Origin of the sequence: Brevundimonas sp. (genome assembly GCF_004210735.1) — a bacterium.
In the GTDB taxonomy this organism is placed as follows: domain Bacteria; phylum Pseudomonadota; class Alphaproteobacteria; order Caulobacterales; family Caulobacteraceae; genus Brevundimonas.
The window spans coordinates 1-18,022 of sequence record NZ_SDZL01000033.1; the positions used below are offsets into that span (position 1 = coordinate 1).

Annotated in this window: 19 protein-coding genes and 1 tRNA gene; 9 read left to right on the top strand and 11 right to left on the bottom strand. The window is 67.4% G+C overall.

Translation table 11 applies throughout. From position 1 onward, the window contains the following. The coding region (gene hrpB / locus EON91_RS08895) for an ATP-dependent helicase HrpB (RefSeq protein WP_292093606.1) at positions 1-2,375 on the bottom strand (2,375 nt) is incomplete at its 3' end. A 141-nt stretch (positions 2,376-2,516) separates the two neighbouring features. Between hrpB and EON91_RS08900 the strand changes: the two genes are divergently transcribed. Both EON91_RS08900 and EON91_RS08905 read left to right on the top strand, forming a co-directional pair. Then, positions 2,517-4,124, top strand: a complete 1,608-nt coding sequence (locus EON91_RS08900; protein WP_292093608.1) for an amino acid permease — start codon at positions 2,517-2,519, stop codon at positions 4,122-4,124. Between the two features lie 107 nt (positions 4,125-4,231). Continuing rightward, a tRNA-Leu gene (locus EON91_RS08905) sits at positions 4,232-4,316 on the top strand. Between the two features lie 6 nt (positions 4,317-4,322). Here EON91_RS08905 and EON91_RS08910 read toward each other — a convergent pair. Further along, positions 4,323-5,147, bottom strand: a complete 825-nt coding sequence (locus tag EON91_RS08910; RefSeq protein ID WP_292093610.1) for an NAD(P)H-hydrate dehydratase — start codon at positions 5,145-5,147, stop codon at positions 4,323-4,325. Positions 5,148-5,263: 116 nt separating this feature from the next. Here EON91_RS08910 and EON91_RS08915 point away from each other — a divergent pair, with 116 nt between their 5' ends. Both EON91_RS08915 and glnA read left to right on the top strand, forming a co-directional pair. Further along, positions 5,264-5,602 carry a P-II family nitrogen regulator gene (locus EON91_RS08915; protein ID WP_292093613.1) on the top strand — a complete coding sequence of 113 codons (339 nt, stop codon included), beginning with the start codon at positions 5,264-5,266 and terminating at the stop codon, positions 5,600-5,602. Positions 5,603-5,674: 72 nt separating this feature from the next. After that, the gene (glnA, locus tag EON91_RS08920) at positions 5,675-7,081 is read left to right on the top strand and encodes a type I glutamate--ammonia ligase (RefSeq protein ID WP_292093616.1); all 1,407 of its coding nucleotides are present in this window, start codon (positions 5,675-5,677) and stop codon (positions 7,079-7,081) included. Positions 7,082-7,136: 55 nt separating this feature from the next. Here the strand turns inward: glnA and EON91_RS08925 are convergent, their stop codons facing one another. The 4 genes from EON91_RS08925 to EON91_RS08940 are packed head-to-tail and all read right to left on the bottom strand — an operon-like array spanning position 7,137 to position 9,100. Next, complete coding sequence (locus EON91_RS08925; RefSeq protein ID WP_292093618.1) at positions 7,137-7,310, bottom strand: hypothetical protein; 174 nt, start codon at positions 7,308-7,310, stop codon at positions 7,137-7,139. Between the two features lie 59 nt (positions 7,311-7,369). Next, a complete protein-coding gene (gene tatC / locus EON91_RS08930; protein ID WP_292093620.1) occupies positions 7,370-8,254 on the bottom strand; it encodes a twin-arginine translocase subunit TatC in 885 nt (294 codons plus the stop codon). Then, positions 8,251-8,838, bottom strand: coding sequence for a Sec-independent protein translocase protein TatB (gene tatB / locus EON91_RS08935; RefSeq protein ID WP_292093622.1), 588 nt, complete (start codon positions 8,836-8,838; stop codon positions 8,251-8,253). Before tatB ends, tatC begins: the two co-directional genes overlap by 4 nt. A gap of 43 nt (positions 8,839-8,881) precedes the next feature. After that, a complete protein-coding gene (locus EON91_RS08940; RefSeq protein ID WP_292093625.1) occupies positions 8,882-9,100 on the bottom strand; it encodes a twin-arginine translocase TatA/TatE family subunit in 219 nt (72 codons plus the stop codon). 103 nt (positions 9,101-9,203) lie between these two features. Between EON91_RS08940 and rnhA the strand changes: the two genes are divergently transcribed. After that, the gene (gene rnhA, locus EON91_RS08945) at positions 9,204-9,644 is read left to right on the top strand and encodes a ribonuclease HI (protein ID WP_292093628.1); all 441 of its coding nucleotides are present in this window, start codon (positions 9,204-9,206) and stop codon (positions 9,642-9,644) included. Between the two features lie 361 nt (positions 9,645-10,005). On the opposite strand, the gene EON91_RS08950 is transcribed toward rnhA, so the two are convergent. Genes EON91_RS08950 through EON91_RS08960 form a run of 3 tightly spaced genes read right to left on the bottom strand, consistent with a single transcriptional unit; the run spans position 10,006 to position 11,991 of the window. Continuing rightward, a complete protein-coding gene (locus EON91_RS08950; RefSeq protein ID WP_292093630.1) occupies positions 10,006-10,464 on the bottom strand; it encodes an NfeD family protein in 459 nt (152 codons plus the stop codon). A 3-nt stretch (positions 10,465-10,467) separates the two neighbouring features. After that, positions 10,468-11,502 carry an SPFH domain-containing protein gene (locus EON91_RS08955; RefSeq protein WP_292093632.1) on the bottom strand — a complete coding sequence of 345 codons (1,035 nt, stop codon included), beginning with the start codon at positions 11,500-11,502 and terminating at the stop codon, positions 10,468-10,470. 27 nt (positions 11,503-11,529) lie between these two features. After that, positions 11,530-11,991: an NUDIX hydrolase gene (locus EON91_RS08960; protein ID WP_292093635.1), complete on the bottom strand. Its 462-nt coding sequence runs from the start codon at positions 11,989-11,991 to the stop codon at positions 11,530-11,532. A 76-nt stretch (positions 11,992-12,067) separates the two neighbouring features. On the opposite strand from EON91_RS08960, the gene EON91_RS08965 reads away from it, so the two are divergent. From EON91_RS08965 to EON91_RS08980, 4 genes are all read left to right on the top strand, one after another. Further along, positions 12,068-13,471, top strand: coding sequence for an FAD-binding oxidoreductase (locus EON91_RS08965; protein WP_292093638.1), 1,404 nt, complete (start codon positions 12,068-12,070; stop codon positions 13,469-13,471). Between the two features lie 78 nt (positions 13,472-13,549). After that, entirely contained in the window at positions 13,550-14,323 is a 774-nt protein-coding gene (gene yaaA / locus EON91_RS08970) for a peroxide stress protein YaaA (RefSeq protein ID WP_292093641.1), read from the top strand. Between the two features lie 78 nt (positions 14,324-14,401). Next, a complete protein-coding gene (locus tag EON91_RS08975) occupies positions 14,402-15,250 on the top strand; it encodes a 3-hydroxybutyrate dehydrogenase (protein WP_292093643.1) in 849 nt (282 codons plus the stop codon). 81 nt (positions 15,251-15,331) lie between these two features. Then, positions 15,332-16,366, top strand: coding sequence for a patatin-like phospholipase family protein (locus tag EON91_RS08980; protein ID WP_292093646.1), 1,035 nt, complete (start codon positions 15,332-15,334; stop codon positions 16,364-16,366). A gap of 147 nt (positions 16,367-16,513) precedes the next feature. Here EON91_RS08980 and EON91_RS08985 read toward each other — a convergent pair whose 3' ends face one another. Further along, positions 16,514-17,437: an L-threonylcarbamoyladenylate synthase gene (locus tag EON91_RS08985; protein ID WP_292093648.1), complete on the bottom strand. Its 924-nt coding sequence runs from the start codon at positions 17,435-17,437 to the stop codon at positions 16,514-16,516. Continuing rightward, positions 17,434-17,979: a cytochrome b gene (locus tag EON91_RS08990; protein WP_292093650.1), complete on the bottom strand. Its 546-nt coding sequence runs from the start codon at positions 17,977-17,979 to the stop codon at positions 17,434-17,436. Before EON91_RS08990 ends, EON91_RS08985 begins: the two co-directional genes overlap by 4 nt. Positions 17,980-18,022 lie beyond the last annotated feature (43 nt).

The following is an 18,022-nucleotide window of genomic DNA, read 5'->3' on the forward strand; positions in this document are numbered from 1 at the left end:
TCGGGCCAGGGGTGGCGGGGGTAGCGGCCACGCATGTCGGCGCGGACAGCGGCCCATGATCCGGTCCAGAAGCCGGGCAGATCCCTGGTCACCTGAACCGGGCGCCGCGCGGGCGACAGCAGCGACAGAGTCAGCGGGATGCGCCGGTCGCCGCCGATCATGGGATGGACCTTCACCCCGAACAGTTCCTGCACGCGGACATCGACGCGCGGCCCGCCCTCCGCAGCATAGTCGATAGCGACGCTGCCCAGCGGCGTGGTCAGTCGGATCGGCGCCAGATCATCCAGCGCCCGCTGGCGGTCCCATGGGATCAGTGTCCGCAGACCCTGCTCCAGCGCGCCGTCCGAGATCGCCTCCAGCCCCTGAACGCCGTCCAGCAGCGGCCACAGCCAGGTCTCGCGCTCAGTCAGCAGTCCCGCGTCCGACACATCAGGCCAGGCCGGATCCATCCCGTGCAACCAGGCCAGCCGCGCGCGCAGCGCCGAGGCGCGCTCGCCCCAGCGCAGGCCCGCCAGACCATCGGTGTCGACCTCGGCCTTCAACGCTGCGGTGATGGCGGCGCGGTCGGGGGCGCCGGCCAGGCGTTCGTCCACCACGATGGCGCCGATGCGCCGAACCTTGCGGATCATCAGCTTGCCCGACGGTTCGCGGCTGAGGCGGTCCCGGGTTTCGATCCGGCCTTCCAACACGGCCGGGTCCAGCGCAGCAGCCAGGCGGACGCGGTCGCGCGCGTCGCCGCCGCCCAGTTCGGCCACCGCCAACCACGGCTCGCGCGCCAGATGTTCGGCCGGATCGACAAAGGCGCCGCGACCGGACGCCAGCAACAGTTCGCCCGGCTTGCCCCGCGCCCGCGCGATCCGCTCGGGGAAGGCCTCGGCCAACAGCTCGCCGGGATCGACCTGATCGCCCTGCCCGCCACCCGCCGCCCGGGCCCATCGGTCGGCCAGCCGCATGGCGTCGCGGGCGCGGGGCGTCCGGTCGCGTTCGAACCCCTTCAGCCGGTCGTGCAGACCAACGGCGTTCCCGCCCAGCCCCGGCTCGCTCAGGATCGCCGCGATCCGCGCGCCCATCAGGGCGTCCCCCCGGTCCGATGCCACGGCGGTCAGATGCGCCAGTCTGGGCGACAGGGGAATTCGGGTCAGCCGCCGCCCATGGTCTGTCAGCACCCCGCCCGCATCCAATGCGCCCAGCCGCGCCAGCACGTTGCGCGCCTCGGCGAAGGCGCCCGCCGGCGGCGGATCCAGCAGGGCCAGCCCTTCAACCGATTTCGTCCCCCATCGGGCCAGGTCCAGCGCGAAGCCGGTCAGGTCCGCCTCCTGCATCTCGGGCCGCTGATGCGAGACCAGACCGCGTGTCTGCTCCTCGTCCCACAGGCGATAGCAGACGCCCGGCGCGACACGTCCTGCCCGTCCCCGCCGTTGTTCGGCCGAGGAGCGACTGACCTTGACCGTCGCCAGCCGCGTCAGACCGCTGGACGGCTCGAACCGGGGCACGCGCGACAGGCCGCTGTCGATCACGACCCGCACTCCTTCGATGGTCAGGCTGGTCTCGGCGACCGAAGTGGCCAGCACCACCTTGCGGCGACCGGGCGCGGCCGGTTCGATCGCGCGGTCCTGCTCAACCTTGTCCAGCGCGCCATACAGCGGCGTCAGGTCGACCGCCGGGTCACGCAGCCGGTCCTTCAACCGCTGGACCGTGCGGTGGATCTCGCCCTGCCCCGGCAGGAAGACCAGGATCGATCCATCCTGATCCGCCAGCGCCGTCATGACGGCCCGGGCGACGGCGTCCTCCAGCCGTTCGACCGGGTTGCGGCCCAGATACAGGGTCTGGACCGGGAACATCCGCCCCTCGGCCTCGATCACCGGCGCGCCGTCCAGCAACCGGGACACGCCCGCGATATCCAGCGTCGCCGACATGACCAGCAGGCGCAGATCGTCGCGCAGCACCGACTGGCTTTCACGCGCCAGGGCCAGGCCCAGGTCGGCGTCCAGGCTGCGTTCGTGGAATTCGTCGAACAGCACCGCGCCGACGCCGTCCAGCGCCGGATCGTCCAGAATCATTCGCGTGAAGACGCCTTCGGTGATGACCTCAATGCGCGTGGCCGGACCGATGCGGCTTTGTAATCGCGTGCGATAGCCGACGGTTTCACCCGCCTTCTGGCCCAGGGTGGCCGCCATGCGGTCGGCGGCGGCGCGCGCGGCAAGGCGTCGCGGTTCCAGCACCAGCACCTTGCCGTCGCCAAGCCAGGGCTGGTCCAGCAGGGCCAGCGGGACCACGGTCGTCTTGCCCGCACCGGGCGGTGCGGCCAGCACGACGGCGCCGTGCTCCGCCATGGCGGACTTCAACGGCTCCAGAACGGCGTGGATCGGCAACATCGCCCCGGCCTTAGCCCCTTCCGGGGCATTCACGAAAGCGTCGTTGATGGTTCACCGAACGGAAACCGCGTTGCACGTCGCCGCATCCCTCGCTAGCGTCCGCGCCGACCAGACTGCGAACAGTCGGAGGGGAAACATATAATGTGGCGCGTTAAGTCGCTCGACGCGATCTTGGCTACGGCCGAGAAGAAGTCGCTTCATCGGTCGCTGGGACCGATCCAGCTCACCCTGCTTGGTGTCGGGGCCATCATCGGCACCGGCATCTTCGTGCTCACCGCGGCCGCCGCCCAAAAGGCCGGCCCGGGCATGATGTGGAGCTTCGTCATCGCCGGCGCCGTCTGCGCCGTGGCGGCCCTGTGCTACTCGGAACTGGCCTCGATGGCCCCGGTTTCGGGCTCGGCCTACACCTATACCTATGCGGTGATGGGCGAACTGCTGGCCTGGATGGTCGGCTGGGCGCTGATTCTCGAATATGCGGTGGCGGCCTCGGCCGTGTCCGTGGGCTGGTCCGGCTATGTGCTGGGCCTGATCGAGAATGCGCTCGGATTCGACTGGCCAGATTTGTTACAGGCCGGGCCGGCCTGGACCATGAACGGCTTCATCCCGACGCCTGACTTCTCGATGGGCATCGTCAACATCCCGGCCATCGTGGTCGCCCTGTCGGTGACGGCCCTGCTGATGGTCGGCACGACGGAAAGCGCGCGCGTCAACGCCGTGCTGGTGGTGATCAAGGTCGCCGCCCTGACCGCCTTCGTCGTCCTGACCCTGCCGGTGCTCAAGGCCGACAACTTCACCCCCTTCATGCCGAACGGCCTGTTCGGGTCGTCGTCGGGAATGGGCATCGTCGGCGCCGCGGCGTCGATCTTCTTCGCCTACGTCGGCTTCGACGCGGTCTCGACCGCCGCCGAAGAGACCAAGAACCCGCAGCGCAACGTGCCGATCGGCCTGATCGGTTCGCTGGCGATCTGTACGATCTTCTATCTGTTTGTCGCCGCCGGCGCCGTGGGCGCCATCGGGGCCCAGCCGGTCCTGGGCGCTGACGGTTCGGCCGTTCAACCGGGTTCGGCCGCCTTCATGGCCGCCTGCGCCTTGGCTGAAAACGCCAACCAGCTGGTCTGCTCTAACGAAGCCCTGGCGCACGTCCTGCGCGAGATCAACTATCCGGCCGTCGGCAATATGCTGGGCACCGCCGCCATGATCGCCCTGCCCTCGGTCATCCTGATGATGATCTTCGGCCAGACGCGCATCTTCTTCGTGATGGCCCGTGACGGGCTGCTGCCCGCCAGCTTCGCCAAGGTCCATCCCAAGTGGAAGACGCCCTATATCGTGACCGCCTTCACCGGCGTTGCGGTGGCTATCGCCGGCGCCCTGTTCCCCGTCGGTCAGCTGGCCGACATCTCGAACTCGGGCACGCTGTTCGCCTTCTTCATGGTGTCGCTGGCGGTGCTGATCCTGCGCGTGAAGGAGCCGAACCGTAAGCGTCCGTTCCGCACCCCGCTGGTGTGGTTGTTCGCGCCGCTGTCGGCCTTCGGCTGCGCCTTCCTGTTCTGGAACCTGCCGCACGACGCCAAGATGGTGCTGCCGATCTGGGGCGGCATCGGCCTGGTCGTCTATCTGCTGTATGGCATGCGCAAGAGCCACCTGGGCCGCGGCATCATCGACGTGCCGGAGTTGCACGCCGATGCGCCTCCCGGACCGGTTCCGCCGATGCCCGGCGCGCCGTCGCCGACCGACCGCAAGGACGACTGATCTGCGATCAGGTCTAATGGAGAGGCCCGGGAGCGATCCCGGGCCTTTTTCATTATGGCGCGTTGCCCTTGGGCCAAGCCTGTCCTAGACGCTGGTCCAGAACCTATGCGGATGTGGCGGAACTGGTAGACGCACTGGATTTAGGTTCCAGCGCCGTGAGGCGTGGAGGTTCGAGTCCTCTCATCCGCACCAGGTCGCTCAGCGCGGCGCGAAGCCCCTGAGCACCGCCGGTAGCTGGCCGGGAAGATCCTCCGCCGTTAGCCCCGGACCGAACCGCGTCCCCGCGTCGGCGTGCATCCACACGGCCGCGCAGGCGGCGTCGTAACTATCCATGTGCTGGGCGACCAGACCCGCGATCATGCCAGCCAGCACGTCTCCTGATCCGGCAGTGGCCAGCCAGGGCGAGCCGTTGCCGTTGACCCGCAACCGGCCGTCCGGCGCCGCAATCAGGGTTTCTCGCCCCTTCAGCACCACGACCGCCCTGGCTTGACGGGCGGCCGCGACGGCGGCGACTTCTCGCCCCTGGACCAGCAGGCCGGGGAAGATGCGCTCGAACTCGCCTTCGTGCGGGGTCAGTACGTCATCATGATCCAGCAGGGCGAACAGGTCCGTGGGGCGCTGGCGGAAGCTGGTCAGAGCGTCTGCGTCGATGACCAGGGCAGCGCCCGTTTCCGCCAGAGCATGCAGATTGGCGACGGTCGCTGATCCGACCCCTGCGGCCGGGCCGATCACCACGGCGTCCATATCCTGCGCCTCGGCGGCCAGGTGGGCGGGCGTGCCGAAGGGCGAGACCATCACGGCCTCCAGCGCCGGCGCGATGACCGGCAGGGCGTCCGGCGGACACAGGATGCGCACCAGTCCCGCACCGATCCGCAACCCTGCCCGCGCGGCCAGTCGCGCGGCGCCCGTGTGCGCCATGTGGCCCGACACGACCGCCAGCCGCCCGCGGGCATGTTTATGCGTGTCCGCAGGAGGCCACGGGAGGCGCGAGGTCCATAAGGTGGGTTCGTTTTGCTCGGTCATCGGATTATTCTGTTCACGAACGTCGCAGAACGCCAAAAGGCCCTTGCCAAATTGTGCAATGCAATGTCCCTTTACCGCCCGAGCGTCGGGCCGTTTCAGGCCGCGTTGGGATCGCCATGAAGAAGATCGAAGCCGTCATCAAGCCGTTCAAGCTGGATGAAGTGAAGGAAGCCCTTCAGGACGTCGGCGTCCAGGGCATGACCGTTCTTGAGGCCAAGGGATATGGCCGCCAGAAAGGCCATTCGGAACTCTATCGGGGGGCCGAATACGTCATCGACTTCCTGCCCAAGATCAAGATCGAGGTCGTGGTGCCCGACGACATGGCCCCGGCCGTGGTCGACGCTATCCAGACCGCAGCCCGCACGGGCAAGATCGGCGACGGCAAGATCTTCATCTCCGACATCTCCGACGTCATCCGCATCCGCACCGGCGAAACCGGCCCCCAGGCCGTCTGACGCTTCCACCATCGGCCGTCCCCCGGGGCGGCCGTTTCGTTACCTCCCCATAAGAAACAGGACCACCCAGCCATGAGCGTCAGCAAGATCCTCAAAGAGATCAAGGACAAGGATGTCCACTACGTCGATCTTCGCTTCACCGACACGCGCGGCCGCCTTCAGCACGTCACCTTCGACATCGATCTGGTCGACGAGGAATTCCTGGAAGAAGGCACGATGTTCGACGGCTCGTCGATCGCGGGCTGGAAGGCCATCAACGAGTCCGACATGCTGCTGAAGCCGGACCTGACCACGGCCTATATCGATCCGTTCTATCAGCAGACGACGCTGTTCCTGTTCTGCGACGTGCTGAACCCCGACACCAACGAACCCTATAACCGCGACAGCCGCTCGATCGCCAAGAAGGCGCTGGCCTATGTGCAGTCGTCGGGCGTGGGCGACACCGTCTATTTCGGGCCGGAAGCCGAGTTCTTCATCTTCGACGACGTGCGCTGGTCCACCGCGCCGCACGACACGGGCTACAGCTTCGACTCGACCGAACTGCCGGCCAACACCAACGCCGAGTACAGCGAAGGCAACCTGGGCCACCGCCCGGGACATAAGGGCGGCTATTTCCCGGTCAATCCGGTCGACAGCGCCCAGGATCTGCGCGGCGAGATGCTGGGCGTCATGAAGGACCTGGGCCTGCAGCCGGAAAAGCACCACCACGAGGTCGCCCCGGCGCAGCACGAACTGGGCCTGAAGTTCAGCGACCTGCTGACCATGGCCGATCGCACCCAGTTGTATAAGTACGTGATCCACAACGTCGCCGCCGCCTACGGCAAGTCGGCGACCTTTATGGCCAAGCCGATGTTCGCGGACAACGGGTCGGGCATGCACGTGCACCAGTCGATCTGGAAGGACGGCAAGCCGTTGTTCGCGGGCGACAAATACGCCGGCCTGTCCGACATGTGCCTGTGGTACATCGGCGGCATCATCAAGCACGCCAAGGCTATCAACGCCTTCGCCAACTCGACCACCAACAGCTACAAGCGCCTGGTGCCGGGCTATGAAGCCCCGGTGAAACTGGCCTACTCGGCCCGCAACCGCTCGGCCTCGATCCGCATCCCGCACGTCTCGTCGCCCAAGGCCAAGCGGATCGAAGCCCGCTTCCCCGATCCGATGGGCAATCCCTATCTGACGTTCGTCGCCCTGCTGATGGCGGGCCTGGACGGCATCGAGAACCGGATCGATCCGGGCGCGGCCGCCGACAAGAACCTGTACGACCTGCCGCCGCAGGAACGCGGGTCGATCCCGGAAGTCGCCGGTTCGCTGAAGGAGGCTCTGGACGCCCTGGACGCCGACCGCGCCTTCCTCAAGAAGGGCGGCGTCATGGATGACGATTTCATCGACTCCTACATCGAGCTGAAGATGGAGGAGGTCGCCCGGCTGCAGCTTCACCCGCACCCCGTCGAATTCGACATGTACTACAGCTGCTGATCCTCAGGATCAGCTTGACGATCAAGGCGCCGGGCGAAAACGTCCGGCGCCTTTTTCATGCGCCCTGACGGCGACCTGCGCTCGCGGCGCGACGTGTCAGCAGAGCGATCCATTCGTCAGCCATCCACAGCAGGGCATGACGGCGAACGCCGTCGTCCTCGACCACGGCTTCGGCGATCAGGTCGCTGATCCTCTGACGATAGTGTTTGTCGGCGGTGAAACGGGACATACCCGCTCACAAGCGCCGGGAACGCGAATTGTTTCAGCCAGGACGCAGATAACGGATCGTCAGATCGCCGCGTCAGCGAGCGCATCCGCCTTCTGGCGGCGCATTTCGATGATGCGCACGCACCAGATCGAAATCTCGTACAGGATCACCAGCGGGATGATCAGCATGATCTGGCTGATGGGATCCGGCGGCGTCACCACGGCTGCCACGACGGCCACGCCAAGGATGGCGTAGCGGCGGCCCTTGGCCATCACCTCGGACGAGATCAGGCCGGCCATGCCCAACAACGACATGACGACCGGCAGCTGGAAACACAGGCCGAAGGCCAGCAGCAAGGCCGTGACTAGGTTCAGATAGTCCGACACCTTGGGCAGCAGCTCGGCCGTGACTCCGCCGCCAACGATCTGCTGGCTCAGCGAGAACCACATGACGAACGGCAGCATGACAAAATAGACCAGCGCCGCGCCCAGCAGGAACAGCAGCGGCGCCGCCACCAGGAATGGCAGGAACGCCCCACGTTCATTGCGATACAGGCCCGGCGCGACAAAGCGATATAGCTGCCAGGCCAGAACCGGGAAGGCCACGACGACCGCGCCGAACCCGGCCAGCTTCATCTTGGTGAACAGGAACTCCAGCGGCGCGGTGTAGATCAGATCCACCGTCTTGCCGTCGATGTGCGGCAGCGGCTTCAACCCCGCCGTCCCCAGGATCAGGTCGATCGGCGAGACATGGCTGCCCGGCGCCATCGCGGCATGGAAAGAAGCCGCCGCCGCGAACGGCTTGACCAGGAACAGATAGATCTGACTGGAGAACGCGAAGCACAGGATAAAGCCGGCCACGAAGGCGACGACGCAGACCAGCAGACGGTTCCTGAGCTCAACCAGGTGATCCATCAGTGGGGCGCGTGACGCCTCGATCTCGGCCTCGTCAGGCTCCAGCGTCATGAGGAGGTCTTGCTCCTGGCCCGGGCGCGCGGCGTTTTCGTAGCAGGCTTGACCGACGCACGGGTCGTCTTGGGCGCGGCGGATTTCGTGGGTTTGCGCGCAGTTTTGGCGGGGGCCTTGGCAGCCGATTTGGTCGCTGGCCTGGCAGGCTTGGCCTTCGGCGACGCCTTGCGCTGGCGAGGGGTCGGCGTCGGTTCAGGCTGCGGCTCCAGCGGCGCCATCACCGGCTCGGCGTCGGGCCATTCGGAACGGCCGGTCGCCACTGGCGACGCAGACGCATCCAGCGGGCGGCTCAGGTCATCGTTGATATCTTTGAAGGCCGCGGTCGCCTCGTCGCCCAGGGCATAGACCCCCTGCCCCCGGCGCAGCGCGTCCACTTCCTTGCGCAGGTCGTCCAGCTCGGACTGGCGCGCCATTTCATCGAAGCTGGCGCGGAATTCGTTGGCCATGCCTCGGGCCTTGGCCATGAACTGGCCCACGCGTCGCATGAGGACAGGCAGATCCTTTGGCCCCACCACCAGCAGGGCCACGATCCCGATAACCAAAACCTCGAAGCCGCCGATGCCGGGGCCAAGTCCGCCCATTCGTCAGGGTCTTTCCTTAAGCCGCCAACCAACCAAAGCGCGATCAGCGCTTCAGTTCGTCCTTCTCGGCGTCGGTGCGCGGCAGCGAGCTGACGCCGTCATGCGGGCCGTCGGTCTTGCCGTCGTCCTTGAGGCCTTCGCGGAACGCCTTGATGCCCTTGGCGGCGTCGCCCATCAGGCCCGACAGCTTGCCGCGGCCGCCGAACAGCAGCAGGCCCAGCACGATGACGATGGCCCAGTGCCAGATGCTCATGGAGCCCAAGACGCAATCTCCTCATTCGGGCCCGATGGCCCATACCCGACTATTCACCGCCATATAGGCGCAGTGATGGCGCCGCGCCAAGCGAACCTGTAGGGACGCGCGCATGAGTCACGTGATCATCCACACCGACGGCGCCTGCAAGGGCAATCCGGGCCCCGGCGGTTGGGGCGCGGTGCTGCAGGCAGGCGGCGGTCACGAGAAGGAATTGTGGGGCGGCGAGGCGCACACGACCAACAACCGCATGGAGCTGATGGCCGCCATCATGGCGCTGGAGGCCCTGACCCGTCCCTGCAAGGTCGAGCTTCACACCGACAGCAAATATGTGATGCAGGGCATCACCGAATGGATCCGGGGCTGGAAGGCGCGCGGCTGGAAGAACGCCGAGGGCAAACCGGTCAAGAACGACGACCTGTGGAAACGCCTCGACGCCGCCCGCGCCCGCCACGACGTGAAGTGGCGCTGGGTCAAGGGCCACGCCGGCCACGAGCTGAACGAACGCGCCGATTCTCTGGCGAACCGGGGGGTCGAAGAGCTGCGGCGTTAAGGCTGTGCGTAGAGGCCGTAGGTCCAATCGCCATCCGGCCCGCGGCTTATGGAAACCCAACTGGCCTCCATGCACAGAGGGGCCGTCAGCGTCTCAACCTCGGTTTCAGGGGACGCCTCCATGTGCTCTCGAAACGCCCCGGACGGACCTGGGCCTTCGACTGTCTTGATCACCAGATTCCCAGCCAGAAAGCTGTAGCGGACACCGTGTCGGTCCCCGCCTTTGCATTCGTCTCCAGCACAGCGAACCTCGACCAAACGCTGATCGCTGGGGCGCGCGCCCTCATCGAAGCCGATATCTCCGAACTGATCGGCATCGCCCAGAGGGATGCAGGCCAAGGCCGCAGCGGCCACCAGTCCAATCACCCAAGTCGGACCTTCAGCCGCGCCCCGTCGATGGCTTCGACGATGACGCTGTCGCCCGCCCGCGGCGCGCCCTCGGCGATTTCGGCCGACCATTCGGCGCCCGAGACGAAGACCCGGCCGCGGCCTGAGACAAAGGCCTCGACCACGCGCGCGCGTTCGCCGACCAGCCGCAGGTCGCGGGCGTTGATGTCGGGCGCGTCGGCCGGATTGACCCGCTGGACCAGACGCCGCGACGCCAAGGTCGCGATCAGGGTCAGAATGGCGAACAGACCGATCTCGAACGGCAGCCCCAGACGTACGCCCAGGGCGGTGACGACCGCCACCACCCCGGCGGACGCCGCCGGCCACAACAGCCACTCCGTCGACAACGCCGATTCGACGGCCAGCAACAGGGCCCCGAATCCCAGCCAGAACCAGAACGGCTGGGTCGCATAGAGGTCGAGAACGGCGTCCATGGCCTACTCCGTCGTCGGCACAGAGCCGCCGGGGCGACGCGGCGCGCGCGGCTGGGCCGGGGGCGGCGAAGCGCTGCTGACCGGCGGCTGCGGCGCCTGGCGGCGTTCGCTGCGGGTGTCGGTGCGGGTCTGCTGCTGCTCGCGAGCCAGGCCGACCAGTTCGCCCAGACCGGCGATGGTCCCGACCAGACCGCTCATTTCGGCGGGCACGATGACGGTCTTGGCCGTCGGGTTGCGAGCCAGCTCGGCGAAGGCCTCGACGTATTTCTGGGCCACGAAATAGTTGATGGCGTTGACGTCGCCGCGGGCGATGGCCTCGGACACCATGGCGGTCGCCTTGGCCTCGGCCTCGGCTTCACGCTCGCGCGCCTCGGCGTCGCGGAAGGCGGCTTCGCGGCGGCCCTCGGCCTCCAGGATGGCCGCCTGTTTGGCGCCCTCGGCGCGGGTCACGGCGGCCTGCTTTTCACCGTCGGCCTCGGTGACCACGGCGCGGCGTTCGCGCTCGGCCTTCATCTGGCGGGCCATGGCGTTGGTGATGTCGGCGGGCGGGGTCAGATCCTTGATCTCGATCCGGTTCGCCTTGACGCCCCACGGCTCGGTCGCCGCATCGATGACGTGCAGCAGGCGGGTGTTGATGGCGTCACGCTGCGACAGCACCTCGTCCAGCTCCATCGAGCCGACGACGGTCCGCAGGTTGGTCATGCACAGCTGGCTGATGGCGTAGGGCAGATCATCCACGCGGTAAGCGGCCCGGGCGGCGTCCATCACCTGAATGAAGACGATGCCGTCGACCTTCACCACGGCGTTGTCCTTGGTGATGACCTCTTGGGTCGGGACGTCCAGCACCTGCTCCATCATGTTCATGCGGCGGCCGATCCGCTCGACGAACGGGGTCAGCAGGCTGATACCCGGCGACAGGGTGCGGGTGTATTTGCCGAAACGTTCCACCGTGAATTCACGGCCTTGCGGCACGATCTTCACTACACTGAACAACAATACCAGCGCCAGAATAACCAGCGTGATCGCGAACCAACCCATACAGAGTCTCCCTTGTTGCCGCTCAGCTTAGGCGTCGTCGCCCCCCTTCGCCATCGAATCCCGACCAGGACTCGATGAAATCAGCGTCATCGCCGCCAGGCGCTCGGCGCCCATCCGGATGATGCGGACCGTCTCGTCCCACAACCCCAGGGCTTCGACGCCGGACAGGGGATAAAACGCCGCCTCGGTCGCATCGTCCCCGGCCACCGGCTCGCCGCCCCGCCAGACGGCCAGGTAGTCGATCAGCACATAGTGGCGATCGGCCTCGGGAAACAGGCCGTCGACCACATCCAGCAGGGCAAGAATATCGGCCTGGACGCCCGTCTCCTCGCCCAGTTCGCGAAGGGCGGCGTCGATAGCGCGCTCGCCCGGTTCGATCCGGCCGCCCGGCAGGCTCCACTCTCCCATGCGGGGCGGCTTTCCGCGCCGGATCAACAGGACCGCGTCGTCTTTCAGGCAGACGACGCCGACGGCGGGAACCGGAACCATGTTTCTCCCCGAAAAGGCCGCGCCGAAGCATGGCTTTGCGCTTCCACCACGCGCCGCCTTTTGCGACAAGGCGAATATGACCGCGCCCTCCCCCGCCGCCATCGCCGAACTGAAAGCCGCCCTGCCCGACGCCTGGATTCAGGACGGGGGTGAAATGGCGCCGTGGCTGACCGAATGGCGGGGCCGCTGGACGGGGCAAAGCCCGCTGCTGCTGACGCCGCGCACGACGGATGAGGTCGCGCGCGCCGTGGCCATCTGCGCCCGTCACGGCGCGGCGATCGTGACCCAAGGCGGCGGCACCGGTCTGGTCGGCGGCCAGATTCCGCTGGGCGAGATCCTGCTGTCGACGCGCAAGCTGCGGACCGTGCGCGACGTGACGCCGCTGGACGACGCCATGACGCTGGAGGCCGGCGTGACCCTTCTGGAGGCGCAGGAGCTTGCCCGGGCCAACGACCGGTTCTTCCCCCTCAGCCTGGCGGCCGAAGGGTCGGCGACCATCGGCGGCGTCATCTCGACCAATGCGGGGGGCACAGCGGTGCTGCGCTATGGCGTCATGCGCGACCTGGTGCTGGGGGTCGAGGCGGTTCTGCCGGACGGTCAGGTGTTCAACGGCCTGAAACGGCTGCGCAAGGACAACACCGGCTATGACCTGAAACAGCTGTTCATCGGCGCCGAAGGAACGCTGGGCGTCGTCACGGCCGCAACGCTGAAGCTGTTCCCCATCATGCGGAGCCGCGCCACCGCCATCGTCGGCCTGGACAGCCATCATGACGCCGTCGCCCTGCTGGCGCGGGCCAAGGCCGAGACCGGCGGCGGGGTCGAGGCGTTCGAGTTGATGAAGCGCCTGGGCATGACCCTGGTGCTCAGGAACATTCCTGACACACGCGAGCCGCTGGAAAGCACGCCCGCCTGGTATGTGCTGATCGAACTGGCGTCGGGCGAGCCGGGCGGCGCCGATGCGGCGATGGAGCGGTTGCTGACCGGCGCCTTCGAGGAAGGGCTGATCACCGACGCCGCCATCGCCCAGAACGACGCCCAGAAGGCTGCCTTCTGGCGCCTGCGCGAAGAGCATTCGGCGGGTCTGAAGCCCGAGGGCGGCGGCTGGAAACACGATGTGTCCGTGCCCGTGTCGCGCATTGCCGACTTCATCGACGAGGCGACGGCGGCGGTCGAGCGATTCCACCCCGGCGCCCGCTGCTCGGTCTTCGGCCACGTCGGCGACGGCAATCTGCACTATGACGTGCTGCCGGGCGTGGGCGAGGACGTGGCCGCCTTCATCGGCCGCTGGATGGAGGGGTCCGAGGTCGTGCACGACGTGGTGGCCCGCTATGATGGCTCCATCTCGGCCGAGCATGGGCTGGGTCGACTGAAGACGGACGAGGCGCGGCGCTACAAGTCAGCGACCGAGATCGCGATGATGCAGGCGGTCCGCGCGGCCATCGATCCCCAGCGGATCATGAACCCGGCGGTGCTGTTCTGAACCCGCGACCCTGACGCCGGTTCAAATCGTCATCGAAGAGGCCTAAGTGAGCGCCCGGTAACCGACGGAGCCGCCGCCTTGCTGATCGTGCTGTCCCCGGCCAAGCGGCTGGATTTCTCGCCTCCCGACCTCGACGTGCCGATGACGGACCGCCGCTGCGCCCAGGAAACGGCGGAACTGGCCAAGGTGACGCGCAAGCTGAGTCGTGCGGACCTGCGTCGCCTGATGTCGATCTCGGACAAGCTGGCCGACCTGAACCACGCCCGGTTCCAGGCCTTTGACAACGACACGACCGAGGGCGCGCTTCAGGCCGTCTTCGCCTTCGCCGGCGATGTCTATGACGGGTTGGGCGCGCGCACCCTGAACCCCGCCGACCTGGCCTGGGCCCAGGATCACCTGCGGATCCTGTCGGGATTCTATGGCCTGCTGCGGCCGCTGGATTCGATCCATCCCTATCGACTGGAGATGGGCGTGCGGCTGAAAACCAAACGTGGCGGCAGCCTGTATGACTTCTGGGGCGAACGCATATCCGAGCGACTGAACGCCGACGCCGAGGCGCTGGGCGAGCGGACGCTGGTGAACCTGGCCAGTCAGGAATATTTCGGCGCCGTGGACGCCCGCGCGCTGAAGCTGCCGGTGGTCACGCCCCACTTCAAGGAATCGAAGGACGGCGAGGCGCGGATCATCAGCTTCTTCGCCAAGAAGGCGCGCGGCGCCATGGCCCGCTTCGCCATCCAGAATCGCATCGACACGGCCGAGGGACTGAAGGCGTTCGACAGTGACGGTTATCGCTTCGACAAGGCCGCCTCGACCGACACCGACTGGATATTCATCAGGTCGGGAAATTCTTGATTTCCGACTGTCGCCATGCCGCGCGACTGCGGCTAGGCTGCGCCTGACAAGACCAACCAGCGGGTGGAAAGCGACCAGATGATCCAGTGGCCGAAACGTGGCGGCGCCTCCGCTGAGGGCAAGCCGGCATTCCGGGACGTCAATGACCTGAAGGGTCAGGTGGCGGTCATTTCCGGCTCGACCTCGGGCATCGGTCTGGCGCTGGCGCGATCGGTGGCCGGCCGCGGCGGCGACGTGGTGCTGAATGGCCTGGGCGACCCGGCCGAGATCGAGCGCACCCGCGCCGAGATGGAGGCCAGCTGCGGCGTCCGCGTGCGCTATCACGGCGCCGACATGCGCAAGGGCGAGGAGATCACCGACATGGTGGCCTTCGCCCGGCACGAGCTGGGCCGTCTGGACATCCTGGTGAACAACGCCGGCATCCAGCACGTCGAGGCGGTCGAGAAATTCCCGTCGGACAAGTGGGAGCAGATCATCGCCATCAACCTGTCGTCGACTTTCTATGCGACGCGGGCGGCGATCCCGATCATGAAGGCGCAGGGGCGCGGGCGGATCATCAACGTCGCCTCGGCCCACGGCCTGGTCGCCAGCCCGTTCAAGTCGGCATATGTCGCCGCCAAGCATGGGGTCATCGGCTTCACCAAGACGGTGGCGCTGGAACTGGCCCAGGACAACATCACCTGCAACGCCATCTGCCCCGGCTTCGTCGAGACGCCGATCGTGGAAAAGCAGATCGCCGATCAGGCCCGCACCCGCGGCATGTCCAAGGAAGACGTGCTGAAGAACGTGATCCTGGGCTCGCAGCCGACCAAGCGGTTCGTGACCACGGACGAGCTGGCTGGCCTGTTCCTGTATCTGGTCAGCGACCTTGGCGCCTCGGCGAACGGGGCCAGCTTCTCGATCGACGGCGGCTGGACCGCCCAGTGAACTGAAGGCCGGCCCGGAACCGCTCGATGCCCAGGAGCTTGTAGCGGCCCCGGGCCTTTGGTCGGACAATGAAAGGGCCGAATGGCCAAACCAGACAAACGTCGTCCCATCTGCCTGGCGCTGCAAGGCGGCGGGGCGCACGGGGCGTTCCAGTGGGGCGTGCTGGACCGGCTGCTGGAAGCGGACGTGCTGGACATCCGCGCCGTCACCGCCGCCTCGGCCGGAGCGATGAACGCGGCCGCCCTGATCACCGGGCTGGAACGCGGCGGGGCCGAGGCCGCGCGGGCGGCGCTGGATCTGCTGTGGCGCGAGGTGAACCAGTCGGGCGGACGCAATGTCTTCGGCGACAGCGCCGGCTGGACGGCCGCCATGACGCCCGGCTGGCTGAAGGACACGCCGTTCTGGCGGGCGGGCGAATCCTTCGCCATGTCCATGAGCCCGTACAGCTTCAATCCGTTCAATCTCAATCCTTTGCAGCGGGTGATTGAGACATCAGTTGATTTCGAGGCCGTGCGTAATTCCTCGATCAGCCTGTTCGTCTCGGCCACCAATGTGCGTCAGGGTCGCGCCCGCGTGTTCAAGTCCGCGGAGATGACACCCGAGGTGCTGCTGGCGTCCGGCTGCCTGCCGCATCTGTTCCAGTCGGTCGAGATCGAGGGCCAGCCCTATTGGGACGGCGGCTATCTGGCCAATCCGGCGCTGTGGCCGCTGTTCTATGCCGACACCCCGGACGATGTGCTGCTGCTGCCGCTGAACCCGTTCCAGCGCGATCAGGCCCCGCGCGAGGCGGGCGAGATCGTCGATCGGTTGAACGAGATCGTGTTCAACGCCCCGCTGGTCGCCGAACTGCGCGCCGTCGCTTTCGTCCAGGATCTGATCGCCGAGGGGCGGCTGACGCCGGACGGTCCTGACCGCTATCGCCGCATCCTGATGCACGCCATCGAGGCCGACGACCACCTGGCCAGCCTGTCGCTGGGGTCCAAGTTCGACACCGAATGGAGCTTCCTGAACAGCCTCAAACGGCGCGGGCGCGAGGCGGCCGAGGTCTGGCTGGAGACGTGCCTGGACGCCGTCGGCGAGCGGTCGAGCGTCGATCTGAAGGCGCGCTTCCTATAACCCGCCCCTCTCCCATCGGGAGAGGGCTTGAGGCTCGCAGAGCGCAGCGATGCGCCAGACGAAAGGGTGAGGGGTTACAGCGGCCTAATCGGTGAGAGCCGCCGTGTGCGCTCTCCCTCTTCCTCGGGGAGAGGGTTTGGCCCCTCCCTACCCCACGAACCCCGCCGCGCGTTTCAGGCGGTCGTTGATCGCTTCACCCAGGCCCGTCGCCGGGATGGGCGAGACGGCGATGCCGGAGGGGCGCTCGCGGTCGGCCTCGCGCAGCAGGCGGAACAGATTGGCAGCGGCCTGGCGCAGGTCGGCGGCGGGGCTCAGGCTCCAGCGCGGATCGCCGACGCCGGGGCCGAAGCCCAGCAGGATTTCGCCCGCCTGCGCCGCCTCGGCATTGATCCGCACCGGAGCGTCGGGGGCGTAGTGCAGGGCAAGGCGGCCGGGCGAGCGATGGCCGTGCCCCGCCCGCTCGGCCAGCGGGCCGACGACGGCCTCCAACTCCTCGCGCGTGACCGAACCGGGGCGCAGCAGGGATACGGCGCCGTCCAGCACTGAAACGACCGTGCTTTCGACCCCCACGGCGCAGTCGCCGCCATCGACGGCGGCGCCGACGGCGTGGCCGGTCTCCTCCATCGCGTCCTTGAAGGTGGTCGGGCTGGGCCGGCCGGAGCGATTGGCCGAGGGGGCGACGACCGCCCCGCCAAACGCCGCGATGACGGCGCGCGCGCGCGGATGGCCGGGCACGCGCACGGCGACGCTGTCCAGCCCGGCGCGGGCCAGATCGCAGACGGCCAGCCGGTCGCGCACGGGCGCGACGATGGTCAACGGGCCGGGCCAGAACGCCTCGGCCAGGGCGCGGGCATGGCTGTCGAAGACGGCGATCCGCTCGGCCTCAACCGCGCTGGAAACATGTGCGATCAAGGGGTTGAACCGAGGTCTTCCCTTGGCCTCGAAGATGCGCGCGACGGCCTCCGGATTGGCGGCGTCGGCCGCCAGGCCATAGACGGTCTCGGTCGGCAGCATGACCAGACGCCCGGTCGTCAGCGCCTCGGCGGCGATTTCGGGTGTGTCGCCGGTCATGGCCGGCGCGGGATGAGCGGGATCATCCGGTGCAGGACATTGTCGCGATTGATGAAGTGGTGTTTCAGCGCGCCCGCGACGTGCAGCAGGATCAGGACGTACAGCCCCTTCACCACGGCGCGATGGATATCCATGAACTGGCCCGCCGCCTCGCGCCCACCGCCGATGGGCAGCAGCGGCCAGTTGAACAGGCCGAACCAGCTGATATCGCGCCCCGAGGCTGACGAGGCCAGCCAACCGCTGAGCGGCAGCGCCAAAAGGACGACGTAAAACAGAAGCTGCGTTCCGCGCGCCAGCAGACGCTCCCATTTCGGCATCTCGACCGGCAGGGCGATCAGCGGATTGGCCAGCCGCCAGCCGATACGGGTCAGCGTCAGCACCAGAATCGTCACTCCCACGGCCTTGTGCCAGCCGATGAAGGGATCGGGACCGTCGGCCGCATCATGCGCCATGATCAGCAGCACCTGGCCGATGACGGCGGCGGCGATCACCCAGTGCAACATCAGCGAGACGGTCGAATAGCGGTTCCGGGGCTCGGCCAAGGGTCTTTCCTTACGCGACGGCAGTGGGCCACAGCTTGGCGGA